Here is a 5,693-nt window from a genome sequence, read left to right as displayed (position 1 = left end):
CGACCTTGAAGTCCTTGCCGTTGGTGAGAGTCATGAGTGAGCTGCTCCTCGTGGTTCGATCGAGGGTGGACATGGCTGACCTGCGGCGTTGGATGCACGGGTGCACCGACGCGCGCAGCGCAGTCCGTCGGAGGCCCTCTCTCCCTCGGACAGTCCGTGCGCGGACCGCCCGACCGCCATCAGCAGCGACGTCTGGCTCGGCCTCCAAGCTACACCGATTGGCCCAGCTAGCCCCAGCCCGCCTTCTGCCACGAGATGTCGGGCGAATAGGCCGTCAGACCCGGACGATATGGGACCTTTGCGCTTTTGATCCTGCGCTTATGTGTTGCAGGATGCCTTGAGATCGGGAACATTTGCGCGATCTTGTTCGGCAAAGGCGTTAGGAGATCCACGTGACCAGTCCGGCCGATCCCCCCATAGGCGGGGGCAGCAGCGGGCAGAAGAGGCTCAAGCTGCTCGCCGTGACCGCCTGCCCGACCGGCATCGCCCACACGTACATGGCGGCGGAGAAGCTCTCGCAGGCCGCGGAGAGCCTCGGCATCGACATGAAGGTGGAGACGCAGGGCTCCATCGGGGCCGAGAACGTCCTGACTGACAACGATGTCAGAGAGGCCGACGGCATCATCATCGCAGCCGACAAGGACGTGGACCGCTCCCGGTTCGCCGGAAAGCGCGTGCTGTCAGTCGGCGTCTCCGAGGGCATCAGCCGCCCCGAGCAGCTCATCGAGCAGGTGCAGAGCGCGCCCGTGCACGGTGGGGGCACGGGCGGTGGCTCCGCGGGGAGCGCCGCGGCGGGCAGTGGCGGAGGGGGCGGCGGCCGGGAGCGCAGCGTCGCGTACAAGGCGCTGATGAACGGCGTCTCGTACATGATTCCGTTCGTGGTCGTCGGCGGTCTGCTGATCGCCATCTCGCTGTCGCTCGGCGGGCACACCGACCCCAAGGGCGGGCTCGTCATTCCGGACGACTCGTTCTGGATGCACGTCAATCAGATCGGAACCATCGGGTTCACGCTGATGGTGCCGATCCTGTCGGGGTACATCGCCTACGCGATCGGCGACCGGCCCGCGCTCGTGCCGGGCATGATCGGCGGCTGGATCGCCAATACCGGTGAGCTGTACGACTCCAAGGCGGGCGCGGGCTTCATCGGCGCCATCGTGACCGGCTTCCTGGCCGGTTATCTGGTGTTGTGGATCAAGAAGGTCAAGGTTCCGAAGTTCGTCCAGCCGATCATGCCGATCATCGTGATCCCCATCATCGCGACGACCGCGCTCGGGCTGTTCTTCATCTACGTCATCGGCAAGCCGATCTCGTGGGTCTTCGAGCATCTGACCAGCTGGCTCAGCGGGATGACGGGTACGAGCGCGATCCTGCTCGGCGCGATTCTCGGGCTGATGATCGCCTTCGACATGGGCGGTCCCGTCAACAAGACCGCCTTCCTGTTCGGCGCGGGGCTCATCGCGACCGGCAACCAGACCGTCATGGGCATGTGCGCCGCGGCCATCCCGGTCATGCCGCTCGGGCAGGGCCTCGCGACGCTGATCCGCAAGCGGCTCTACAGCGAGCAGGAACGGGAGACCGGACTCGCCTCGCTCTTCATGGGCTTCTTCGGGATCTCCGAGGGAGCCATTCCGTTCGCCGCTGCGCGGCCCGCGCAGGTCATCCCCGCCAACATGCTCGGCGGCGCGGTCGCCGGTGCCATCGCGGGCATGGCGAGTGTGAAGGACGCGGTGCCGCACGGCGGGCCGATCGTGGCGGTCCTGGGCGCGGTCGGCGGCGTGCCGATGTTCTTCGTGGCCATCGCCATCGGTTCGGTCGTCACGGCGCTCACGACCGTGACGCTGGTCGATCTGACCGAGCGCAGGCGCAGCGGGGCTCCCCTGGCCGACGCTCCGGGCGGGCACGGCGGGCCCGAGCCCGTCCTCGCCGGGGTGGGGGCGACCGCGGGTGGCGCGGCCGTCGCCGCCGGGTCCCTGGAGAAGCAGCCGACGGCCTCCGCGGCCTCCCCCGCGCCGGAACAGGGCCAGGAGAAGCAGGGCCAGGAGGAGGAGCAGGCCGGTGAAGTCCTCTCCGGCTATCTCACGCGGCAGACCGTGAAGGTCCAGCTGGCCGCGGACGACAAGGAGGCGGCCATCCGGGAGATGGCCGGGCTGCTCGCCGCCACCGGCAAGGTCAACGACGTCGAGGAGCTGGTGCAGACCGCGCTGCGGCGCGAGGCGCAGGGCACCACCGGGCTCGGCGAGGAGATCGCCATCCCGCACGCCAAGACCGACGCCGTGGATTCGCCCGTCGTCGGGTTCGCTCGGTCCGCGGAGGGCATCGAGTGGGGCGCGCTCGACGGTACGAAGGCCAAGCTGATCTTCATGATCTCCGTGCCGGAGGCGTCCGCGGGCGACGAGCATCTGCGGATCCTCGCGCTGCTGTCGCGCAAGCTGATGGACACGGACTTCCGGGAGCGGCTCGTCGCGGCGCCGGACGACGCCGCGATCCTCGACGTGCTGCGCGAGGTCCAGTAGCGGTCAGGCTTCTTGCCGGATACGTCGACGGGGCCCCGCACCGAGCATGGTGCGGGGCCCCGTCGACGTATCAGCGCAGCGGGCTCGGCTCAGTGGCCGCCGGGCGCCTTCGCCGGGTTCTGGCCCGCTGCCGCCGCCGATTCGCTGTAGATGTCCGGCTCCAGGTAGATCACGCGGGCGATCGGGACGGCCGCGCGAATGCGCTCCTCCGCGGCGTTGATCGCGGCGGCGACCTCGGTGGCCGTGTCGTCGTGCTGGACGGCGATCTTGGCGGCGACGAGGAGTTCCTCGGGGCCGAGGTGGAGCGTGCGCATGTGGATGACCTTGGTGACGGTGTCGCCGTCGACCAGGGCCTTCTCGATCTTGGCGACCTCTTCCGTGCCCGCGGCCTCACCGAGCAGCAGGGACTTGGTCTCCGCCGCGAGGACGATCGCGATGAGGATGAGCAGGATGCCGATGCAGAGCGTGCCGATGCCGTCCCAGACGCCGTCGCCGGTGGCCAGGGCGAGGCCGACGCCGCCGAGGGCGAGGATCAGGCCGACGAGCGCGCCGAGGTCCTCCAGGAGGACGACGGGGAGCTCGGGGGCCTTGGCGCGGCGCACGAACTCCTTCCAGGAGAGGTTGCCGCGCAGCGGGTTGGACTCCTTGATGGCGGTCCGGAAGGAGAAGCTCTCCGCGATGATCGCGAACACCAGGACCCCGACGGGCCAGTACCAGTGCTCCAGCTCGTGCGGGTGCTTGATCTTCTCGTAGCCCTCGTAGATCGCGAACATGCCGCCGACCGAGAAGAGGACGATCGAGACGAGAAAGGCGTAGATGTAGCGCTCGCGGCCGTACCCGAACGGGTGCTGCGGGGTCGCCTCGCGCTGGGCCTTCTTGCCGCCGAGGAGCAGCAGGCCCTGGTTGCCGGAGTCGGCGAGCGAGTGGACGCTCTCGGCGAGCATCGAGGACGAGCCGCTGAAGATGAACGCGACGAACTTCGCCACCGCGATCGCGAGGTTCGCGGCGAGTGCCGCGACGATCGCCTTTGTTCCGCCTGACGCGCTCATGAGTGCGGGGTTTCCCTTCGCCTTCGTACGTATCGACCCTGCCGGGGCAGTGCTTTGCCCGCCCTTTGCGGTGGGTCATTGTTGCAGCACGCGAGGGCGGTGGTGTGTCAGGCCACCACAGTGGCCCGGAAAACCGTGCCGCCCCCGGACACTTCGGCCTTTTCACCCGCGGGGACGAATGCGGACTGACCGGGCGTCAGGGCGAGTTCGCCGGCGCGGACCGAGCCCGCCGTGCAGAGCAGGATCTGCGGGGTGGCGGCGGTGAGGTCGTGCGGGGCGGTGCCTTCGGGCAGGACGAAGCGGGAGAGGCGGAACTCGTCGATCGGGGTGTCGTAGACCTCTTCCCCGCTCGGGGAGGCCTCGGGCCGCAGCACGCCGGGGTCGGTCGCCTCGAAGCGGACGATGCGCAGGAGTTCGGGGACGTCGACGTGCTTGGGGGTCAGTCCGCAGCGCAGGACGTTGTCGCTGTTGGCCATGATCTCGACGCCGAGGCCGTCGAGGTAGGCGTGCGGGACGCCGGCGCCGAGGAACAGGGCCTCGCCGGGCTGCAGTCGGACGTGGTTGAGGAGCATCGCCGCGATGACGCCGGGGTCGCCGGGGTAGTGGTGGGCGATGCCCGCGTACGGCTCGTAGGCGCCGCCGAGGCGCTGAGCGGCGGCGGTGACCTCGGTGACCGTCTCCGCCATCTGCTCGCGGTCGGCGGTCAGTACGGCCGTCAGGACCTCGCGCAGGGCGGCCTCTTCGGGCTGGGCGCGCAGCAGGTCGACGTACGGCTTGAGGGAGTCGACCTCCAGGGCCTCCAGGAGGTCCGCGGTCTCGGCGGGCGGGCGGAAGCCGCACAGGCCGTCGAACGGCGTGAGGGCGCAGATCAGTTCGGGCTTGTGGTTGGCGTCCTTGTAGTTGCGGTTCGGGGCGTCGATCGGGACGCCGCGGCGCTCCTCGTCCGCGAAACCCTCCTTCGCCTGCGCGAGGTCGGGGTGCACCTGGAGGGAGAGCGGGGCGCCCGCGGCGAGGAGCTTGAGGAGGAAGGGCAGGCGGGGGCCGAACTTGGCGGCCGCGTCCTTGCCGAGCTCGCGCTCCGGGTCCGCGTCGATGACCTCGTTCAGTGCGCCGCGCCCGGTGCGCGAGGGTGCGCCGGGGTGGGCGCCCATCCACATCTCGGCCTGCGGTTCGCCGGTCGGTTCGGCGCCGACGAGCTCCGCGATGGCGGTGGTGGAACCCCAGGCGTAGGGGCGGATGGTGTTGGTGAGGCGGTCCACGGAGGGGCTCTCCCTTACTTACTGCGTACGCGAGTGCTGAACTGCGGCGGTGACCGGCGCGGCTTCCCGGACGGTGACCGACGCGGTGGTCATGATCCGTCCCCGGGGGCGAGCGCCAGGTAAACGGCGGCGAAATCCGTGACGGCGATCAGCTCCGCGAGGGCTTCCAGTTCGTCGCCGGGCTCCGGCTCCAGCTCGCTGAGCGCTACGTCGTGGCCGTGTGCCAGCTCGCGCGCGGCGGGGGCGGCGGTGAGGCCGCCGGCGTCGGCCGGGCGGTCGCGCAGCAGCACCACGCGCGGGCGGAGGGCCGCCGGGTCGTCGACGCGGTCGCGGAAGAAGTCGTCGGTGTCGTCGCCGCCCGTCGGGTTTCCGGCGAGGACGGCGCCGTGCGCGGGGAGCGCCTCGGGCAGTTCGGCGGCGAGCGCGGCGTGCCCGGCGAGCTCGGCGAGGATGGCGGCGAAGCGGCGTCCCGCCGCCCCCGCGGACTGGCCCTCGGTCCAGATCAGCGGGAGCGAGTCGGTGAGCTCGGCGGCAAGCGTCTTGGCGGGGTTGCTGTACGTGGCGATGGCGGGCCCGCAGCGTTCCGCGACGTGGTCGAGGCGGTCGGCGACCTTCTGCAGGGCGTCGACGGGGGCGGTGACCAGGCCGGTGCGGTCGAGGAGGACGAGCAGCGGGACGAGGAGGGCCCACAGGGTGCCGGGGGCGCCGGGCGCGGCCTCGTCCTCGACGCGACGTGCCTCGAACGACGCGGAGTCGCGGGCGGCCTCGTCGTGCGCGCCTTCGTACGCGCCGTAGGGCGAGGCGGCCATGGGGACGGTGAGGCCGTGACTGCCCTCCACGCTCTCGGCCAGGGGGGTGCGCGCGGGGGTGAC

4 protein-coding genes are annotated in these 5,693 nt (G+C 70.7%); 1 reads left to right on the top strand and 3 read right to left on the bottom strand.

Going from position 1 to position 5,693, the window contains the following annotated elements; translation table 11 throughout:
• Window positions 1-392 precede the first annotated feature (392 nt).
• Window positions 393-2,513: a PTS fructose transporter subunit IIABC gene (locus AOK03_RS35290; RefSeq protein WP_055569474.1), complete on the top strand. Its 2,121-nt coding sequence runs from the start codon at window positions 393-395 to the stop codon at window positions 2,511-2,513.
• An 89-nt stretch (window positions 2,514-2,602) separates the two neighbouring features.
• On the opposite strand, the gene AOK03_RS35285 is transcribed toward AOK03_RS35290, so the two are convergent.
• The 3 genes from AOK03_RS35285 to AOK03_RS35275 all read right to left on the bottom strand — a co-directional run.
• On the bottom strand, window positions 2,603-3,562 hold the full coding sequence (locus tag AOK03_RS35285; RefSeq protein ID WP_055569473.1) for a cation diffusion facilitator family transporter: 960 nt from the start codon (window positions 3,560-3,562) through the stop codon (window positions 2,603-2,605).
• A 107-nt stretch (window positions 3,563-3,669) separates the two neighbouring features.
• Complete coding sequence (gene manA / locus AOK03_RS35280) at window positions 3,670-4,821, bottom strand: mannose-6-phosphate isomerase, class I (RefSeq protein WP_055569472.1); 1,152 nt, start codon at window positions 4,819-4,821, stop codon at window positions 3,670-3,672.
• An 89-nt stretch (window positions 4,822-4,910) separates the two neighbouring features.
• On the bottom strand, window positions 4,911-5,693 hold a 783-nt coding region (locus AOK03_RS35275; RefSeq protein WP_279616355.1), incomplete at its 5' end, for an SIS domain-containing protein.

Source organism: Streptomyces atriruber, assembly GCF_001418325.1.
Lineage (GTDB): Bacteria > Actinomycetota > Actinomycetes > Streptomycetales > Streptomycetaceae > Streptomyces > Streptomyces atriruber.
The sequence above is the reverse complement of the archived record's forward strand: the minus strand, read 5'-3'. Positions and strand labels throughout refer to the sequence as shown.